The 16093-nt window shown below is 67.0% G+C and carries 15 protein-coding genes and 1 riboswitch; of the genes, 9 read left to right on the forward strand and 6 right to left on the reverse strand.

Annotated elements, in window-relative coordinates:
• Positions 1–180: 180 nt before the first annotated feature.
• Positions 181–2613, forward strand: a complete 2433-nt coding sequence (locus FHS28_RS09335) for an aminotransferase class V-fold PLP-dependent enzyme (protein ID WP_088454564.1) — start codon at positions 181–183, stop codon at positions 2611–2613.
• An 8-nt stretch (positions 2614–2621) separates the two neighbouring features.
• On the opposite strand, the gene FHS28_RS09340 is transcribed toward FHS28_RS09335, so the two are convergent.
• Entirely contained in the window at positions 2622–3458 is an 837-nt protein-coding gene (locus FHS28_RS09340) for an HAD family hydrolase (protein WP_088454563.1), read from the reverse strand.
• Between the two features lie 30 nt (positions 3459–3488).
• Positions 3489–3584: riboswitch (S-adenosyl-L-homocysteine riboswitch) on the forward strand.
• A 77-nt stretch (positions 3585–3661) separates the two neighbouring features.
• Between FHS28_RS09340 and ahcY the strand changes: the two genes are divergently transcribed.
• From ahcY to FHS28_RS09360, 4 genes are all read left to right on the forward strand, one after another.
• A complete protein-coding gene (ahcY, locus tag FHS28_RS09345; RefSeq protein WP_088454562.1) occupies positions 3662–5095 on the forward strand; it encodes an adenosylhomocysteinase in 1434 nt (477 codons plus the stop codon).
• Between the two features lie 42 nt (positions 5096–5137).
• Positions 5138–5914: a TlyA family RNA methyltransferase gene (locus FHS28_RS09350; RefSeq protein ID WP_088454561.1), complete on the forward strand. Its 777-nt coding sequence runs from the start codon at positions 5138–5140 to the stop codon at positions 5912–5914.
• Between the two features lie 4 nt (positions 5915–5918).
• A complete protein-coding gene (gene metF, locus FHS28_RS09355; protein WP_088454560.1) occupies positions 5919–6758 on the forward strand; it encodes a methylenetetrahydrofolate reductase [NAD(P)H] in 840 nt (279 codons plus the stop codon).
• Positions 6759–6876: 118 nt separating this feature from the next.
• Positions 6877–7524 carry an OmpW/AlkL family protein gene (locus tag FHS28_RS09360; protein ID WP_088454559.1) on the forward strand — a complete coding sequence of 216 codons (648 nt, stop codon included), beginning with the start codon at positions 6877–6879 and terminating at the stop codon, positions 7522–7524.
• Between the two features lie 323 nt (positions 7525–7847).
• Here FHS28_RS09360 and pepQ read toward each other — a convergent pair whose 3' ends face one another.
• Both pepQ and FHS28_RS09370 read right to left on the reverse strand, forming a co-directional pair.
• Positions 7848–9239, reverse strand: coding sequence for a Xaa-Pro dipeptidase (pepQ, locus tag FHS28_RS09365; protein WP_088454558.1), 1392 nt, complete (start codon positions 9237–9239; stop codon positions 7848–7850).
• Entirely contained in the window at positions 9236–9856 is a 621-nt protein-coding gene (locus tag FHS28_RS09370) for a 5-formyltetrahydrofolate cyclo-ligase (protein WP_088454557.1), read from the reverse strand. The genes pepQ and FHS28_RS09370 overlap by 4 nt, the downstream gene beginning before the upstream one ends.
• Positions 9857–9938: 82 nt before the next feature.
• On the opposite strand from FHS28_RS09370, the gene FHS28_RS24130 reads away from it, so the two are divergent.
• On the forward strand, positions 9939–10619 hold the full coding sequence (locus FHS28_RS24130) for a TfoX/Sxy family protein (RefSeq protein ID WP_246409868.1): 681 nt from the start codon (positions 9939–9941) through the stop codon (positions 10617–10619).
• On the opposite strand, the gene FHS28_RS09380 is transcribed toward FHS28_RS24130, so the two are convergent.
• The gene (locus tag FHS28_RS09380; protein WP_184294462.1) at positions 10501–10926 is read right to left on the reverse strand and encodes a DUF2917 domain-containing protein; all 426 of its coding nucleotides are present in this window, start codon (positions 10924–10926) and stop codon (positions 10501–10503) included. The genes FHS28_RS24130 and FHS28_RS09380 overlap by 119 nt on opposite strands.
• A gap of 127 nt (positions 10927–11053) precedes the next feature.
• Between FHS28_RS09380 and FHS28_RS09385 the strand changes: the two genes are divergently transcribed.
• Positions 11054–12052: a LysR family transcriptional regulator gene (locus FHS28_RS09385; RefSeq protein WP_088454555.1), complete on the forward strand. Its 999-nt coding sequence runs from the start codon at positions 11054–11056 to the stop codon at positions 12050–12052.
• Between the two features lie 131 nt (positions 12053–12183).
• Here the strand turns inward: FHS28_RS09385 and FHS28_RS09390 are convergent, their stop codons facing one another.
• Positions 12184–12780: a 5-formyltetrahydrofolate cyclo-ligase gene (locus FHS28_RS09390; protein ID WP_088454554.1), complete on the reverse strand. Its 597-nt coding sequence runs from the start codon at positions 12778–12780 to the stop codon at positions 12184–12186.
• An 11-nt stretch (positions 12781–12791) separates the two neighbouring features.
• Here FHS28_RS09390 and FHS28_RS09395 point away from each other — a divergent pair, with 11 nt between their 5' ends.
• The gene (locus tag FHS28_RS09395) at positions 12792–14852 is read left to right on the forward strand and encodes a lytic transglycosylase domain-containing protein (RefSeq protein ID WP_088454553.1); all 2061 of its coding nucleotides are present in this window, start codon (positions 12792–12794) and stop codon (positions 14850–14852) included.
• Positions 14853–14938: 86 nt separating this feature from the next.
• Positions 14939–15646, forward strand: a complete 708-nt coding sequence (locus FHS28_RS09400; RefSeq protein WP_088454587.1) for a glutathione S-transferase family protein — start codon at positions 14939–14941, stop codon at positions 15644–15646.
• Positions 15647–15738: 92 nt separating this feature from the next.
• Here FHS28_RS09400 and FHS28_RS09405 read toward each other — a convergent pair whose 3' ends face one another.
• Complete coding sequence (locus FHS28_RS09405; RefSeq protein ID WP_184294464.1) at positions 15739–16047, reverse strand: LPXTG cell wall anchor domain-containing protein; 309 nt, start codon at positions 16045–16047, stop codon at positions 15739–15741.
• Between the last annotated feature and the right edge of the window lie 46 nt (positions 16048–16093).

A 16093-nucleotide genomic window follows, 5' to 3' on the forward strand; every position in this document is an offset into this window, starting at 1 on the left:
TAGGTGAGCATTGGGCCACAGAGTGGGCCTACTTATCCATGGCGAGATTCAACGTAATGCGCCATCAGCGGAATCTGGTTTCATCGACGTACGCTTTGACGATCGCCAATTTCGTTTTCGACATGTCGATATGACGAAACTGCAATCCATTCCCGGCATCGCCTTCCGACAATTCCGGGGATGGACATCTATCTGGACGCCAACGCCACTACCCCCGTACTCCCGGCAGCCCGCGAAGCGGCACTGGCGGTGATGGCCGAGACCTTCGGCAACCCCAGCAGCATTCACGGGGCGGGACTCAAGGTGCGCGCCTTGATGGATGAGGTACGGGCCACCGGCCGTCGCGTGCTCGACGCACCGACTGGCCGGCTGCTGTTCACCAGCGGCGCCACCGAAGGCATCCAGACCGCCGTGTTGTCCGCGCTCATGCATCTGCGGCAGCAGCGGTCGTCGGCGACTTCGTCCGCCGCCCTCTCTGGCGACCCGGCCCTCCTCCACCGCATCCCGCACCCTGCTCCCCACCGGGTCCTCTACGGCGCCACCGAACACAAGGCCGTGCCCGAGGCGCTCGCGCATTGGAACGAGGTGCTCGGCCTCGGCCTGGAAATCATGGCCATCCCTGTGGGCCTCGACGGCCGTCATGACCTGCGCTGGCTGCGCGATCACATGGACGGCACTGGTCTGGTCTGCACGATGGCCGCCAACAACGAAACCGGCGTGATCACCGATATCGACGGTGTCGCCGACGCCCTGCAAGGCCACAACGCCCTGTGGCTGGTGGACGGCGTGCAGGCATTGGGCAAGTTGCCGTTGCATCTGATCCGCCGCCGCATCGACTACGCGCCCTTCTCCGGCCACAAGCTGTACGCGCCGAAAGGGATCGGCATGCTCTACGTGCGAGAAGGCGCGCCGTTCACGCCCTTGCTCGCGGGAGGCGGGCAGGAAAGCGCCTCGCGTTCCGGCACCGAGAACACCGCCGGCATTGCCGCCCTCGGTGCGGTCCTCAAGGCGCTGGAATCGGGAAACACGTTTGGCAAGGCGGCGGTGCTGCTCGGCTACCGCGACCAACTCGTCCAGGCTCTGCGCGACGCCTTCCCTGGCGTGATCTTCAACGCACCCTTCGACATCACGCTGCCCACGACGCTCAACGTGTCGGTCCCGGGCCTGAGCGCCCGCACCCTGCTGGATCTGTTTGATGCGGCCGGCATTCGCGCCAGCGGCGGCTCGGCTTGCGGTGCCGCCAAGGCTCAGCCCAGCTACGTGCTGCAGGCAATGGGACTGCCGCAGGCGCAGACAGCGTCGGCGGTGCGGCTGTCGTTTGGCCCCGCTGATGCACCGGCGGTGATTGCGGAGGCGTGTCGCCGACTGCGCGCCTGCGGGGAGGCCCTGACAGCCGCCTGTCAGCCGTTCGCAGCCACAAGGGCCGCTGGGGGTTCTTCTGCCATGGATGGGGAGACTGCGGGGCAGACTGCAACGCCCACTTCAGCAGGCGCCGACGCACCTGCCGCTGGTGACTCCGAGCGCATCACCCGCTGGGTCGTGGACGGTGCCTGTTGTTATGCAGTGTGGGACGCGACCTCCAACCAGTGCGTCATCATCGACCCGCTGCCCGAACTGACCGGGCCCCTGCTGCAGTGGGTCACCTGCCGGGAAGCCCGCGTCGCCGCAGTGCTCGACACCCACGGCCATGGCGACCACGCCTCATCGGCGCCGCAGCTGCGCGACCGATTGGCGGATCGCCTCCTGGCCACCGGCCCATTGGATGCACTGGGCTGGCCGGAACAATCGGACGGGATCGCCCTGGGTTCGCTCCAGCTCAAGCGCCTGTCGGTGCCGGGCCACACCGTCGATTCCACCGCCTATCTGCTCGAAGATGCGCAGGGGCTGAGCGCCGTGTTCATCGGAGATACCGTGATGCCCGGTGCCCTCGGCCGCAGTGATTTCCCGGTGAGCGCCCCACTCTCTTACGTCGACTCGCTGCATCTGCTGCATCGCCTCATCGGGCGCGACACGCTGCTGCTGCCGGGCCACGATTACGACAACCGCTTCGCCACCACGCTGGCCATCGAGTGCGCAGCACAGCCGCTGCTGGAAGGTGTGCTCACCGGGCGTCTGCAAGCGCCGGAGTTCACCACGGCCAAGGCCGATCTCGAGCGACATTTGCCGCCCACGCAATACCAGACCATCGCTTGCGGCGCCCGCATCGCAGCCGGTGAAGGCGAAGCTTGCGTGAACATCACCCAGGCCGAGGTGGCTGCAGCGCTGGCAAAGGCGTCGAACACTTCGAACGACTCGAACGAGTCACCAGCGATGGGCGCCCCGCGTTTGCCCACTCCCACGCGCCTGGTGCTGGTCGACGTGCGCGAAGCCTATGAACATCAGATGGGACCACTGGCACGCCGCTGGCCGGTGGCAGCGCAAGCCGACGTCCAGGTGGTGCCGCTCTCCCAGTTGCTGAACCAGCTTCCGTCCTGGCAGGCGCTGCCCGCGGAGACCACGCTGGTCTTCTGCTGCCGCAGCGGCAATCGCAGCACTCAAGCCGCCCGCGCATTGCGCCGCCTGGGTCATGCACAGGCGTACAGCCTCGTCGGCGGACTGGCCTTACTGCCCTGAGCCGAGACTCACAGGGATGGAGTGCTCGCGGCAGGCCTGTGAGCCGCGAGCAGTGCGTCCACGACCTCCGCGAAGCCGGCTCCACGCTCGGCGCGCGTTATGTAGGTCGGTCGATGCGTCAGCACCGGCAGGAACCGCTCGATGTTGGCCACGGCCACCGTCAGCGGCAGATGCTCGAACATCAATTGATCGTTGCTTGAATCACCCACATAGACCCACTGGTCGGGATCGAACGCCTGCCCGGTGAGCCGTGGCACCGCCCATTGCGCGGCGGTCCATTTGTTGTGGTCGCCGATCCATCCGTTGATGTGGATGGAGCTGACCGTCGCCCGCAGACCATGCGCGCGCATGACGGCGCACACCGCCTCGATGGCCTCCGGCGCGAGGTGCGTGTGCTCGCTGTGGTCGATGGCGATGTCGGTGAGCCGTCCAGCGCTGTCGGTGGCGAGTTGCGCGCCGGGGACCTGCGCGAGGATTGCGGCCGCGCACTGCTGGAGACGCGCCGCATTGCGCGCACGCGTGTCGGCGTCCTGACTGAACTCGACGAAAAGCGTGTGCGTCGTCTCCTTGGCCGAAGCGCCTTTGACCCGCTCCCGCGTCAGCAGCACCCCACCGTTCTCCGCCACGATGCCGCAGATCGGCCAGCGGCGCGCCATCGGTTCGCTCCAGCCTGCAGGCCGCCCGGTGATGGCGATCACCGGCACTCCGGCGGCGGCCAGCCGCTCCAGGGCCTGCCGTGCGGGCTCCGCCAGCGCGCCATCGGTGGTCAGGGTGTCATCGATATCGGTCAACACGCCACGCACGGCGCGCCATTCCTCACGAGAACAAGACATCAAGGGCTTCATGGCCGGCGATTGTGCGTCTAGAATCTGACCCGTTCCGAGGAGCGTTGCGACCTCTCACCGCCAGAGGCCAGGCTCGGAACTGCTGTGTTGTATCCCCTCACAGCCCAGCAACCGCGCTCACCCGTTGACCTTTCAGGCGGCCGGGTGGGTGTGTTGTCCCCACGGCCCCAGGTGTCAACGGCTCAACCCACGCAGGAGCCCGTATGAACGCCGTTCTCAAGCCGCTGGCACAAGACCAGTACCTGATCAAAGACCTGTCGCTCGCCGACTGGGGCCGCAAGGAACTCAGCATCGCTGAAAGCGAAATGCCCGCCCTGATGGCCATCCGCGAGGAATACGCCGCCAGCCAGCCGCTCAAGGGCGCTCGCATCACCGGCTCGCTGCATATGACCATCCAGACCGGCGTGCTGGTCGAAACCCTGCAAGCCCTGGGCGCCGAAGTGCGCTGGGCCTCCTGCAACATCTTCTCCACCCAGGACCATGCCGCCGCCGCCTTAGTTGCCCGCGGCACGCCGGTGTTCGCCTACAAGGGCGAGACGCTGGAAGATTACTGGGACTACACCCACCGCATCTTCGACTTCGGGCCCAAGGGCTCGGCCGGCGAAGGCCCCAACATGATCCTGGACGACGGCGGCGATGCCACGCTGCTGATGCACCTGGGCCAGAAGGCCGAGAAGGACCTGTCGGTGCTGTCCAACCCGGGTAGCGAAGAAGAGCGTGTCCTGTTCGCCGCCATCAAGCGCAAGCTGGCCGAAGACAGCACCTGGTACACCCGCAAGAGCGCCGAAATCATTGGCGTGACGGAAGAGACCACCACCGGTGTGCACCGTCTGAAGGAAATGGCCGCCAAGGGCACGCTGCTGTTCCGCGCCATCAACGTGAATGACTCGGTCACCAAGAGCAAGTTCGACAATCTCTATGGCTGCCGTGAATCGCTGGTGGACGGCATCAAGCGCGCCACCGACGTGATGATCGCCGGCAAGATCGCCGTGGTGGCCGGTTATGGCGACGTGGGCAAGGGTTCGGCCCAGGCCCTGCGCGCCCTGTCCGCCCAGGTGTGGGTGACTGAAGTGGATCCGATCTGCGCCCTGCAGGCCGCCATGGAAGGCTACCGGGTGGTCACGATGGAATGGGCGGCCGACAAGGCCGACATCTTCGTCACCACCACCGGCAACAAGAACGTCATCCGCCATGAACACATGGCCGCGATGAAGCACAACGCCATCGTCTGCAACATCGGTCACTTCGACAACGAAATCGATGTGGCGTCCCTGGAAAAGTACGAGTGGGACGAGATCAAGCCGCAGGTGGACCATGTGATCTTCCCGGACGGCAAGCGCATCATCCTGCTGGCCAAGGGTCGCCTGGTCAACCTGGGTTGCGGCACCGGCCATCCGAGCTATGTGATGTCGTCCAGCTTCGCGAATCAGACCATCGCCCAGATCGAGCTGTTCGCCCACAAGGACGCCTACGACATCGGCAAGGTCTATGTGCTGCCCAAGCATCTGGACGAGAAGGTCGCCCGCCTGCAGCTCAAGACCCTCAACGCGCAGCTGACCGAGCTGACGGACGAGCAGGCCGCCTACATCGGCGTGCCCAAGCAAGGCCCGTTCAAGCCTGACACCTACCGCTATTGATGAGCGCCGCGGCCTGCACCCGCGGGCCGCGCCCCACCCCCGATGAGAGCTGACCAGTTGCTGGTGTCCACCGGCCTGGCCCCCACCCGATCCGCCGCCCAGCGGCTGATCGAGCAGGGGGCTGTTTCCTGGCATTCGCCCAAGGGCTGGATGCCGCTGAAAAAGGCCGGCGAGGCCCTGCCCGAGCATGCCGAGCTGCGCATCACCGACGATGCGGAGCTGCGGTATGTCTCGCGCGGTGGTCTCAAGCTGGAGGGTGCGCTGCGCACCACCGGTCTGAATGTGACCGGCCTCACCGCGCTGGACGTGGGCCAGAGCACCGGCGGTTTCACCGACTGTCTGCTCAAGGCCGGCGCCACGCGGGTAGTGGGACTGGATGTGGGCCACGACCAGCTGCATGCGTCGCTGCGAAGCGACTCGCGTGTGGCCGCGCTGGAAGGCACCCATGTGCGCGCGCTGGCGGAGAGCCCGCTGCGCACGCTGGCGCCGTCCGAAGGCTTTGATCTGGTGGTGGGGGACCTGAGTTTCATCTCCATGGTGGGCGCCCTGCCCCATCTGGATCCGTGGCTGGCCGAAGGCGGCCAGGCGCTGCTGCTGGTCAAGCCGCAATTCGAGCTGGGGCCGCAGGCCATCGGCAAGGGCGGGCTGGTCAAGGATGTGTCGCTGTATCCGCAGCTGGAGCAGCAGGCGCGCGATGCGGCGCAGGCGCTGGGCTGGTCGGTGCAAGGCTGGATGGACAGCCCCATCACCGGTGGCGACGGCAATCGAGAATTTTTCCTGTGGGCACGCAAAGACGTCCCGCAGCCTGGGAGGGAATGACCCCATGAGTACACCTGTCAGCATCGAGTTCTTCCCGCCCAACACGCCGGTGGGCAGCGAGAAGCTCAAGACCGTGGTGCAAGAGTTGCGCGCGGTGAATCCGCAGTATTTCAGCGTCACCTATGGCGCTGGCGGCTCCACGCGCGAGAAGACGCTCGCCACGGTGGCCGAGATCGCCCAGCAGGGGTTCGATGCGGCACCGCACCTCTCGTGTGTGGGCTCCACCCGCGAGAACATCGCCGAGATTCTGGCCACCTACCGCGCGCAGAACATCCGCCGTGTGGTGGCCCTGCGCGGTGATCTGCCCAGCGGCACCGCCACCGCCGGTGAATTCCGCTATGCCGCCGAGCTGGTGCGATTCATCCGCGAGACGCAGGGCGCGGACTGGGACATCGAAGTCGCCGCCTATCCCGAATACCACCCGCAGCAGCGCTATGCCGCGCGGGACCTGCAGTTCTTCGCCGACAAGATGAACGCGGGCGCCAGCGGCGCCATCACGCAGTTCTTCTACAACCCCGACGCCTACTTCCATTTCGTTGACGCAGCGCGGGCGCTGGGCGTCACCGCACCGATCGTGCCGGGCATCATGCCGATCAACAACTACGCCCGCATCGCGCAATTCGCGCAGCGCGACGGCATCGAGATTCCCCGCTGGGTGGCGCTGAAGATGGAAGGCTACATGGACGATGCCGCGTCGGTGCGCGCCTTCGGCCTGGATGTGGTGACCCGTTTGTGCGAGCGGCTGATCGCCGGGGGCGTGCCGGGGCTGCACTTCTACACCCTCAACCAGTCGGCGCTCACCCTGGAGTTGTGTTCCCGCCTCAGTTTGCTGTCCAAGTCTTGATTTCTGACAAGGCGGCCGACCCGGGAGGGTCGGTGCAGCCAAACCTTGTGCGGCATCAAGGTTTCTACTGATCGGCAGGCGTTCAATTCACCTTGTTCGCTACCAAGGAGAAACCTGAATGAACGTCCTTCGCTCTCGTGCTGCCCGTGTGTCCTCGGGCCTGGTGGCCGCCGCTGCTGCGGTGGCGGGTCTGTGCGCACCGGTGATGGCCCAGGCCCAATCGGTGGAAAACCCGTGGCTGGTGCGCGTGCGCGCCCTGCACCTGGATTCGGCCAACAAGGACTCGACCGGGCTGGACCTGAACATCAACAACAAGACCTTCCCGGACGTTGATGTTTCCTACTTCTTCACGCCCAACATTGCTGCGGAACTGGTGCTGACCTATCCGCAGAAGCAGCGCATCTATTCGGGTGATACCCAGATCGGCACGTTGAAGCATCTGCCGCCGACCCTGACGCTGCAGTACCACTTCATCCCGAACGGCCAGTTCCGCCCGTACGTCGGTGCCGGTGTCAACTACACGCACTTCTCGAGCGTGCACTTCGACCCGGCCGTGCAGGCCGCACTGCAGCCCAGCATCAAGAGCAACAGCTTCGGCCTGGCCGCACAGGTCGGCATGGATGTGATGCTGGACAAGAAGTGGTCGCTGAACGTGGACATCAAGAAGGTGCAGATCCGCACCAAGGTGTCCTCGGCCGGGACCGAAGTCGGCAAGTTCAAGGTGGACCCGCTGCTGATCGGCGTGGGCGTGGGCTACCGCTTCTGAGTCTTCGGGGCGCTCAGCCTCCCGCGCAGCCGCTCAACATGAGCTGCGCGTGAGAGCAGCCTTTGACGGCTGCATCGACAGTTTCATGGCCGACGCACATAGACGATATGGGGCACCGCGGCGGCTGTGATGATGGCGCCCTCCTTCACCGGGGGGCGCCATTTTTTTCGTCACTTTGTTCCGACAACGCTGGAGGCGCCGCATCCCCTTGATCGGGGAACGAGCGACGTCATGGCTGTGTTTGCAGCCCTGAGGCCCGGAAGCGCCTGTGAGACCGTCGATCCCGGGTGGCTTCGCATGGTCCCGGGAATCGGCCGTTGGCCTCACACCAGTCGCTCAAACGCGTCTCGCGTGAGGTTCTCCGGCGCACCTTCCTCACGGCAGGCCACATCGTCTTCGATGCGCACGCCGCCAAATGCGCTCAGGTGCGTCACCATCGCCCAATCCACGTGGGCGGCGGCCGGCGTGGCGCGCAGCTTCTCCAGCAGCATCGGGATGAAGTAGAGCCCCGGCTCGATGGTCACCACCATGCCGGGTTGCAGCACCCGCGTCAGGCGCAGGTAGGGGTGGCCGTCCGGTTTGGGCAGCAGCCCGCCGTCTTCATCCTTCATGAAGCCACCGATGTCGTGCACCTGCAGACCGAGCAGATGGCCGATGCCATGCGGCAGGAAGGTGCTGGTGACCCGCTGGGCCAGCATCGCCTCTTCCTCCATCTTCACGATGCCCACTTCCCGCAGCACCCGCGCACATTCGGCATGGGCGGCGAGGTGGATGTCGCGGTAGTCGGTCCCGGCGCGGACCCGATCGACCAGGCGCAGCTGCGATGCTTCCATTGCATCCAGCAGTGCCTGGAAGGTGGCGTCCCCATTGCCGGTGGTGCGGGTGATGTCCGACGCATAGCCGCAGCTATGTGCGCCCGCATCGACCAGCAGCGACAGGGACTGCGCCGGCGGCGCCACGTCCTGATACTGATAGTGCAGCACGGCGCAATGCTCATTCAGCGCCACGATGTTGCCGTAGGGAAGCTCGCGTTCCGCCAGACCCACGGCGGTGAGATAGGCACGGTGCACCTCGGCCTCCGACGCTCCTTCGCGAAATGCGCGCTGCGAGGCCAGGTGACCCTTGGCACCCAGCACAGACGCTTCGCGCATGCGCATCAGCTCGTAAGGCGTCTTGACCGCACGTGCGTAATGCAGCGGGTTCAGCACCGTCGCGGGATTGTTGGGCACCAGCTCGCCCAGGGCGGCATCCGCCTCGCCGATCACCGCGAGGCGGCCCGGCACCTGCAGATGCGGCAGGGCCTCTTCAGCGCGGCGCACGATGATCAGTTCGAAATGCTCCACCCAGAAACCGCTGGGAGCGGCCGGCGGCACATGCCAGTAGTCTTCGGGCTGGCAATAGACCAGGCGCGGCTTGTGGCCCGGGCGGATCACCAGCCAGCTGTCAGGATGCTGCACCAGCGGCACCCACAGCTTGAAATGGGGATTGGGCTGGAAGACATAGGGCCGGTCGTCGAGGAAGGCGAACTTCTCGATGCCGGAGGCAATCACCAGCGCATCAAAGCCGCCGCGCTGCAGCGCATGCTCGGTGCGCCGCTGCTGCTCGGCCAGGTGGTCGGCATAAAGCGCGGACAAGGAGGACTGCGTGGACAGGTCCGACGGCGTGCGCACGGCACGAGGGGCCGCAGAGGCGGAAGCGGGAGTGGCGGTCGTCATGCGCGAGGATTCTCCCAGACCAGGCCCATCTCGGTCAGCATCGCATCCAGCCGCACATCGTTCGGCAGTGCGGTCAGCGTCGGTTGGAAACCGTGGCCGTAGCCGACACCCACCACCAGCGGCCGAGGCTCGATCCGCGCAATGGTGCGCTTCATGAAGCCGCCGCCATACCCCAGGCGGATGCCGCCGGGCCCGTAACCGAGGCACGGCAGCAGCAGCAGTTGCGGCTCGAAGGCTTCGGTGTCCTTGGGTTTGGTGATGCCGGTGCCGTCCTCTTCCATCGGACAGCCCGGATACCAGATGTGAAAGCGCAGGCGCTGTTCGTCCCGGTCGACCACCGGCAGGCCGATGCGGCGCTGGGCGTCCGCCTCGCTCCAGCGGTAGAGCGCCGGCATCGGGTCGAATTCACCCTTGATGGGCCAGTAGGCGGCGATGCGCGACTCCTTGCGCGCCACCAGCCACACCCGCAGCACCCGCTGCAACTGCTCGGCCAGGGCCAGACGGCCCGGCAGGTCCAGCCGCTCCTGGATCAATCGGTCCCGCAGCGCGCGGCGTTCTGCCAGCGCGGCTTCTGATCCGCCGAGACCCGGCTCCGGCGTCGTGTCCTGAGATTCCATCCCGCTCCCGATGTCCCGGACCCCGTGGCCCAGGCTGCGCCGATTGTGGCCGTCCCACCCGGGCCGCGCTAGAGTGCCCCCCATGGGAACGACTCGTCTGGACAACGGCTTTGTGGCGCACTGCATGGAACTGCTGGCCATGCTGGGACCGATTCGGCCCAAGCGCATGTTCGGCGGCCACGGGCTGTATGCCGATGACGTGTTTGTGGCCATCATCACCCGGGACCAGCTCTACCTGAAGACCGACGACCAGACCCGTCCCCGTTTCGAGGGAGCGGGGTGTGAGCCCTTCCGGTATGAGCGGCGGTCCAAGGACGGGTCGGTCACGACTGCCTCGCTGGGCTATTACCAGCCTCCCGAGGAGGCGCTGGAATCGGCCGCGCTGATGGCGCCCTGGGCGCGTCTGGCGATGGAAGCCGCCTTGCGGTCGGCCAATGCCAAACCCTCCAAGCCTACCAAGCCCTCAGCCGCGGCCCGTCCGCCCACCGCCGCCAGGCGCGATCCCCAGGCCAGTGCTGGCCGGAGCATCCGTGCCACTCAGGGTGAAGATCCCGGACGGAATGCCGGTTCCAGCCGCAGCGCCAGTTCCGGCGGCACCAGCACCAGCACCAGCACCAGCACCAGCACCAGCAGCAAGGCCAAGGTCAAGCAACCGTCGGACGCGAAGCGCCCTGCAGCCGCTGCGACCACTGCACCAGACGCGAAACCGGCGCCAGCCGCAAAAGCCGCGAAAGCCGCCCCGAAACGCCGCCCCCCGCGCTGAGCCGCCGGGCGGCCGCGCGCTGGGCACAGGCCTGTGGCGGCACCAGCAACTGGAACCGCGCCTGCGGCCACGCCTCGATCACCAGGTCGGCACCGCTGGGCAGATCCAGCGCGTCACCGGCTTCCAGCCAGTAGTCGTCCGACGGCAGATCCAACGCCCCTTGCTGGGTCACCCACACCCGTCCCTCCAGCACCCGAAGTTCGCGCTGCCCGGGACCGATCGGCAGGCGCATGGTCTCGCCGGCCTGCATATCCCAGGCGCCGTCCCGCCGGGTGGGATGGATTGATGCGGAATGGGTCTTGGACATGATGAACTCCCCTGCGGCCTCCGCACCCGAACCACCGGGTGTTTCCCTTGAAGGCATGGGGGAATGCTAGGGTTGTCCCGGGCCTGGGTCCAATGAGACTTGGGTTCAGGATTGATAGCATTTGCGCATGAATACGCCCCGCCACCGTCCCTTGAGCATCGGCCCGCTGCGGGCGTTTGAAGCCGTGGCCCGGCGTTTGAGTTTCAGCGGCGCGGCGGAGGATCTGTTCCTCACCCAGTCGGCGGTCAGCCGGCAGATCCGGGCGCTGGAGGAGGAACTGGGCACGACCCTGTTCCAGCGCGGCACCCGGCATGTGGCGCTGACGCCGGACGGGCAACTGCTGCAGAGCACGGTGGCGCCGCTGCTGGAGCGGCTGGACGGCACGGTGCGCCAGATGCGTCAGACGCGCGGTCGCCGCGTGGTGAACGTGACCACCTTCGCCTCGTTCGCCTCGCTGTGGCTCATTCCGCGGCTGGAAGCCTTCCAGCGCGACCATCCGGACATGGACATCCGCGTCTCCGCCCACGATCAGGTGGTGGACCTGGAGGACAGCGAAATCGACATCGCCCTGCGTTATTGCCCGCCGCGGGGGGTGCCGCCCACGGCGCAGCGGCTGTTCGGCGAAGTGCTGACACCGGTGGTCAGCCCCTGGATGGCGAGCCAGGCGGCCGCCGGCCAGGCACCGCCGCTGGCCAGCGCCGCGGACCTGCGGCAGCACACGCTGGCGGAAGAAGACGATCAACGGCCCAGCGGGCTGTTCCTGAGCTGGCGCCGGTGGCTGGCCGAGCGTGGGTTGCCGGACTTGCAGCCCCGTCGCTGGATGTACCTGAATTTCACCTATCAGCAGGTGCAGGCGGCGGTGTCGGGACAGGCGGTGGCGCTCGCGCGGCTGCCGCTGGTGGCCGAGGCCCTGCAACGGGGTGAGCTGGCCGAACCGTTTGGCGAGCAGGGACGCATGGGCGCGCCGACGGTCTACTGGCTGATGCTCTCCCGGCAAGGCCGCGCCCGGCCGGAGGTCATGGAATTCGCTGAGTGGATCCTGGAGCAGGCGGCCGGCACGCGCAGCGCCATCGGGGAGGCGGAGCCGCCGCTCGCGGCACCGTTCAGCATCGAAGCTGATCGTTAGAAGCGCGGACGCGGCGGAAGTCGCTGGACGAGCAGGATCACAGGGGGCGGGCGCCGCCGCGGCACGTCTGCGGCACGATCACTGCAGCATCACCTCCACGACTACACCACCCTGGCGTCAATACGGGGTGGTCACGGCGCGATCAGCTCGTTCTCCGTCAGCACGATCGTCATCGGCTGATCATGCGGCTGCACCTCGAACGCCGCCTCGCAGCAGCTCCAGGCCAGTCCGATCGTCGTCACACCGGGGTGCGCTTCCAGCCACCGGTCGAAATATCCCCCGCCATAGCCCAGCCGGTACCCCTCCCGGGTGAAGCCCAGGCACGGCACCAGCAGTACTTCCGGCACCAGGACGGCTCCGGTGGCGGTGGGGATGTCGCATTCGTCCTTCTCGGTGGGCGTCCTGCCGTCCCACCGATGAAAACTCATGCGCGCCGGCCCCCGATCGGGTCCCGCCTTTCGGGCGAACGGAAGCGCCAGTTGCAGAGACACATCGAGTTTGTGGGCCAGAGCCCAGTCGGCTGCGTTAAATTCACCCTCCAGGGCCCAATACAGCCCGAGGCTCAGCGGCTCGAGTTGGCGCAGCAGGCCTTGCAGCTGTTCACCCAGACGGTCCTCCGCAAGGCGGGCGTCCGGGCCGGCCATCCATTCCCGGCGGCGCGCCCGCAAGGCGCGACGCAGCTCGTTTCTCTCATGGGGCCAGGTGTTGTCCGTGGGGGAGGCATTCATCGCAGTACGGCATGAAGTTCGCTCGGATCACTGTAACCGCCCTCGCGCTTGGCGCCATCGGCCTGTCGCCCCTTCCTTCCATCGCGCAGGCGCCCTCGCCCTTTGCGGTGGTCCCCAACCCGCCCCCGCCCAACGCCGACCTGGTGCTGGACGCCCGCGACGCCTGGCAAAAACGCGACCGCGTCCGCCTGGCCGCGGACCGTCAGATGGCCCTGGACCAGCAGCATCCGCTGGCGCCATGGTTCGACTATTGGGAACTGAACAACCGCCTCTCGGAGGCGACGCAGGCGGAACTCAGCGCTTTTTACGCCCGCTGGCCCGGCAGCTATGTGGAAGACCGGCTGCGCAACGACTGGCTGCTGGAGCTGGGCCGCCGCCGTGACTGGGTGAATTTCCGGCGCGACCATGCCAGCTACAAGATGCAGGACGACCGGGAGGTGGTCTGCTACGCCCTGCTGGCCGACCCGGCGCTGGACCGCAGCAAGGAGCTGCGGGAGCAGGCGCGCAGCGCGTGGCTCAACCAGCGGGACATGGATGAAGGCTGCCATCAGCTGGCCACCACGCTGCTGGAAGGCGGCAAGCTGAAGGACACCGATGTCTGGCTGAAGCTGCGCCAGTCGGTCGAGGCCAATCGTCCACGGGCCATCAAGCAGGTGAGCGCTCTGCTGCCCAAGGCGGACGCCCAGGCGCTGACCGAACTGATGGACAAGCCGGACCGCTATCTCAAGCGCAAGGGGTCCGCGCGTCCCCGTGCACAGGCCGAGCTGACCGCCCTGGCGCTGCAGCGCATGGCGGTGCAGGACCCCGCCACCGCCGCCGACGATGTGCAGGCCTGGGCCGCCCGGCTGCCGACCGATCTGGCCGCCTGGCTCTGGGCCCAGCTGGGGCGCCAGGCCGCCCTGCGCCAACAGGATGTGGCCAGCGACTACTTCGATCGCGCCCTGCGCCTGCAGGCCCGCGCCGGCGGTGCCATGGAGTGGAGCGACGACACGCTGAGCTGGATCGCCCGCGCCGCGCTGCGGGCCGATGGCGGCAATGGCCGGCCGGAGCAGTTGCTGGAAGCCATCGCGCTGATGAAGCCGTCCGAGCAACGAGACCCGGCCTGGGTGTACTGGAAGGCCAAGGCCCAGCAGACGCTGGCCGCCAAGGGCCCGGCCGGTGATGCGCAGCGCAAGGAAGCGCTGGACGCCCTGCGCGGCATTGCCTCCCCGCTGCACTACTACGGCAAGCTGGCCGCCGATGAATTGCGTCTGCGCCTGCCGCTGCCGCCCCAACCGGCCGACCTGACCGCCCAGGAACGTGCGCAGGCCCTGGCCATGCCGGGCGTCTCCCGGGCGATGCTGCTGCTCGCCGTGGGGCTGCGCAGTGAAGGCCAGCGCGAATGGAACTTCAGCATGCGCGGCCTGGGGGACCGGGAGCTGCTGGCGGTCGCCCAGACGGCCTGTGAGCGTGAACTGTGGGAGCGCTGCATCTCCACCAGCGAGCGCACCCGCCAGGAAATCGACCTCAACACCCGCTATCCGATGCCCTACCGCGCCGATGTGTTCCGCACGGCCGCCGCGTCCGGGCTCGACCCGACCTACGTCTATGGCCTGATCCGTCAGGAATCCCGGTTCATGATGGACGCGCGCTCGCATGTCGGCGCTTCCGGCCTGATGCAGGTCATGCCGGCCACCGCCAAGTGGACCGCCAAAAAGCTGGGCCTGGATGTGAAGCCGGAGATGCTGCATGACCGGGATGTCAACCTGCGTCTGGGCACCGGCTACCTGAAGCTGGTGCTGGACAGCTTCGACGGCTCGCAGGCCATGGCCGCTGCGGCCTATAACGCCGGGCCGAACCGGCCGCGCCGCTGGCGCGAAGGCTCGACGCTGGATGCCGCCGTCTGGACCGAGAACATTCCCATCAACGAGACCCGGGACTATGTGCGCAAGGTGCTGTCCAACGCCACGGTGTATGCCCAGTTGATGGGCCGCGAAGGCGGCACCCAGCTGCGGGAGCGCCTGGGCCGGGTGATCGGCCCGGCGGGCACCACCGCCGCGGTGTCTCAGGACCTGCCGGCCAACGGCAACTGAACCTGCCCGGAGCGCCACGCGGACCTGCCGCGAAGAGGCGCCCACCCCACACGCCACAGAACGACACCACGGAGCTGCGCATGACCCTGAAGCTGATCATCGGCAACAAGAACTACTCGTCCTGGTCGATGCGCCCCTGGGTGCTGATGAAGGCGATGGAGATTCCGTTCGAGGAACAGGCGCTGCGCTTTGATTTCTCGCCGGACTCGGCTTTCTACAAAGCCACACGCGCCGTGGCGCCGACCGGCAAGGTGCCGGTGCTGGTGGACGACGGACTGGCCATCTGGGACAGCCTGGCGATCGTCGAATACCTGGCGGAGCTGTATCCGGACCTGGGCATCTGGCCGGCGGATCGCACCCGGCGCGCACGGGCGCGCACCGTCTGCGCGGAGATGCACAGCGGCTTTGGCGCGCTGCGCTCCCAGTGCCCGATGAACATCGATGCCGATCTACGGACGGTGGGCCCGCAACTGCTGGCGCGCCACGAAGGTCTGCGAGCCGATCTGGCGCGCATGGGAGAGTTGTGGACCGACACGCTGCAAGCCTGCGGCGGACCCTTCCTCTTTGGCACCTTCAGCGCGGCAGACGCGTTTTTTGCGCCGGTGGTGATGCGGGTCACCCGCTATGGCTTGCCGTTGCCGCCCCTCGCGCAAGCCTATGCCGAGCGCCTGGAGGCGACGCCCGCCGTGCAGGACTGGGTGGCCGCAGCGCTGGCGGAAAAAGACTTTTTGGATTTCGAGGAACCGTACCGGGACGTGAGCGGTCCGGTGCCGGTGGTGAAGTCCGTGATCTGAACGCAGCAGCGCGGCACACGCGCGCTCCGCAGGGACCTTCAAGGTGAGACAGACGGGCGCCAGACTCTGGCACCCGTCCGGCTGGGACAGCCTTATTCCTCGCGGCGGCGGCGGACGAGGAAGCCCATGGCCAGCAGGCCACCCAGCATCAACGCTTGCGTTTGCGATTCACTACCCAGCGAAGGCAGGATCGAATCCGCACCTTCCTGTTCATTGACATCCGGCAACTGGACCGGCTCGGACTGACTGCGTTGGGTGAAACTGGTCTCCGCGGTCACCGGCTCGCTGGCGAGCTGGGACAGTCCGCGGGCCGACAAGGACAGCTGTGATGGGACCTGCTGTTCCTTGGCGTGGGCGGCGAGACTCAGAAACATCAATCCGAGAGCGACGACTACCTTCATTCATACACTCCCTACTGCTAGTCACTTGCCTGGCTCGGTGTCTCTC

Source organism: Roseateles terrae (assembly GCF_014192155.1).
GTDB classification, from domain to species: Bacteria; Pseudomonadota; Gammaproteobacteria; order Burkholderiales; family Burkholderiaceae_C; genus Roseateles; species Roseateles terrae.

Coding starts and splice junctions, on each gene's coding strand:
- FHS28_RS09335 (WP_088454564.1), top strand. CDS start 181: ATGGACATCTATCTGGACGCCAACGCCACTACCCCCGTACTCCCGGCA.
- FHS28_RS09340 (WP_088454563.1), bottom strand. CDS start 3,458: ATGAAGCCCTTGATGTCTTGTTCTCGTGAGGAATGGCGCGCCGTGCGT.
- ahcY (WP_088454562.1), top strand. CDS start 3,662: ATGAACGCCGTTCTCAAGCCGCTGGCACAAGACCAGTACCTGATCAAA.
- FHS28_RS09350 (WP_088454561.1), top strand. CDS start 5,138: ATGAGAGCTGACCAGTTGCTGGTGTCCACCGGCCTGGCCCCCACCCGA.
- metF (WP_088454560.1), top strand. CDS start 5,919: ATGAGTACACCTGTCAGCATCGAGTTCTTCCCGCCCAACACGCCGGTG.
- FHS28_RS09360 (WP_088454559.1), top strand. CDS start 6,877: ATGAACGTCCTTCGCTCTCGTGCTGCCCGTGTGTCCTCGGGCCTGGTG.
- pepQ (WP_088454558.1), bottom strand. CDS start 9,239: ATGACGACCGCCACTCCCGCTTCCGCCTCTGCGGCCCCTCGTGCCGTG.
- FHS28_RS09370 (WP_088454557.1), bottom strand. CDS start 9,856: ATGGAATCTCAGGACACGACGCCGGAGCCGGGTCTCGGCGGATCAGAA.
- FHS28_RS24130 (WP_246409868.1), top strand. CDS start 9,939: ATGGGAACGACTCGTCTGGACAACGGCTTTGTGGCGCACTGCATGGAA.
- FHS28_RS09380 (WP_184294462.1), bottom strand. CDS start 10,926: ATGTCCAAGACCCATTCCGCATCAATCCATCCCACCCGGCGGGACGGC.
- FHS28_RS09385 (WP_088454555.1), top strand. CDS start 11,054: ATGAATACGCCCCGCCACCGTCCCTTGAGCATCGGCCCGCTGCGGGCG.
- FHS28_RS09390 (WP_088454554.1), bottom strand. CDS start 12,780: ATGAATGCCTCCCCCACGGACAACACCTGGCCCCATGAGAGAAACGAG.
- FHS28_RS09395 (WP_088454553.1), top strand. CDS start 12,792: ATGAAGTTCGCTCGGATCACTGTAACCGCCCTCGCGCTTGGCGCCATC.
- FHS28_RS09405 (WP_184294464.1), bottom strand. CDS start 16,047: ATGAAGGTAGTCGTCGCTCTCGGATTGATGTTTCTGAGTCTCGCCGCC.